The following is a 1,313-nucleotide window of genomic DNA, read 5'->3' on the forward strand; positions in this document are numbered from 1 at the left end:
GCGGTCGCCGCGGCGAAGCGGGTCCGGGCGTGGGGCCGGCCGGTGCCGCCTCCGCCGGAGGAGGCTCGCGTGGGCTGGTGGCGGCGGCACTCGCGGGCCCGCGACGCGCGTGCCATCCAGCACCACTACGACGTCGGCAACGACTTCTACCGGATGGTGCTGGGTCCGACCATGACCTACTCGTGCGCCCGGTTCCCCGACGCCGAGGCCAGCCTGGACGAGGCCCAGGAGTCCAAGCACGAGCTCATCTGCCGCAAGCTCGGGCTGGACCAGCAGCCCGGCATGCGGCTGCTGGACGTGGGCTGCGGCTGGGGGACCATGGCGATGCACGCGGCCCGCCGACACGGCGCCCGGGTGGTGGCGGTGACGATCAGCCCCGCGCAGGCGCAGGCCGCCCGGGACCGGGTTGCCGAGGCAGGGCTGGCGGAGCGGGTCGACATCCGGCTGCAGGACTACCGGGAGCTGGAGGGGGAGACCTTCGACGTGATCAGCTCGATCGGGATGTTCGAGCACGTCGGCCGAGCCCGCACCCAGGAGTACTTCACACGGCTGCGGTCGGTGCTCGCTCCCGGCGGGCGGCTGCTCAACCACGCCATCTCCAAGCCCGGTGGCGCCCGGATCAGCGGCCGCTCGTTCGTGGGCCGCTACGTCTTCCCGGACGGGGAGCTGCTCGACGTGGGCGAGACGGTCGGGGCGATGGAGGCCGCCGGGTTCGAGGTGCGTGACGTCGAGGCGCTCCGGGAGCACTACGCGCTCACCCTGCGCCGGTGGGTCGCCAACCTGGAGGAGCACTGGGACGAGGCGGTCGCGCTCGTCGGGGAGGCCCGCGCCCGGGTGTGGCGGCTCTACATGGCCGGGTCGGTGATCGGGTTCGAGCGCGGCACGATGTCGATCCACCAGGTGCTGGGCGTGCTCCCGGGCGCCGACGGGGCGTCCGGGATGCCGCTCACCCGGGCGGGCTGGGGCTGAGCCGCCGGTCGGCCAGCCAGTCCCGGCTCAGCTCGCGCACCCGGGCCAGGTCCGGGCTCGGGGAGTGGCTGCCCGGCACCGGCTCCAGCCGCAGCCGGTCCACGCCGGCCGCGGACGCCGTGGCCGCGGCGACCTCCTCCGGCCCGCCGAAGGCGTCACGCTCGCCCTGCACCACCAGCACCGGCAGCCCGGCCGCCAGCGGCCGCCGCAGCTCCTCCGCGCGGGACCGCTCCGGCTTGCCGGGCGGGTGCAGCGGGAACGCCAGGCACAGCACCCCGTCCGCCCCGACGTCGCTGGCGGTGCGGCAGGCCACCCGGGCGCCGGCGCTGCGGCCGCCGACCACG

2 protein-coding genes are annotated in these 1,313 nt (G+C 76.2%); one reads left to right on the forward strand and one right to left on the reverse strand.

Annotation, left to right across the window (positions count from 1 at the left end):
• On the forward strand, nucleotides 1-969 hold a 969-nt coding region (locus tag GFJ45_RS16065; protein ID WP_153399101.1), incomplete at its 5' end, for an SAM-dependent methyltransferase.
• Here the strand turns inward: GFJ45_RS16065 and GFJ45_RS16875 are convergent.
• The coding region (locus GFJ45_RS16875; RefSeq protein WP_323368749.1) for an alpha/beta family hydrolase at nucleotides 947-1,313 on the reverse strand (367 nt) is incomplete at its 5' end. The two genes, GFJ45_RS16065 and GFJ45_RS16875, sit on opposite strands and share 23 nt — an antisense overlap.

It is taken from the genome of Ornithinicoccus halotolerans (genome assembly GCF_009602535.1).
Classification (GTDB): domain Bacteria; phylum Actinomycetota; class Actinomycetes; order Actinomycetales; family Dermatophilaceae; genus Ornithinicoccus; species Ornithinicoccus halotolerans.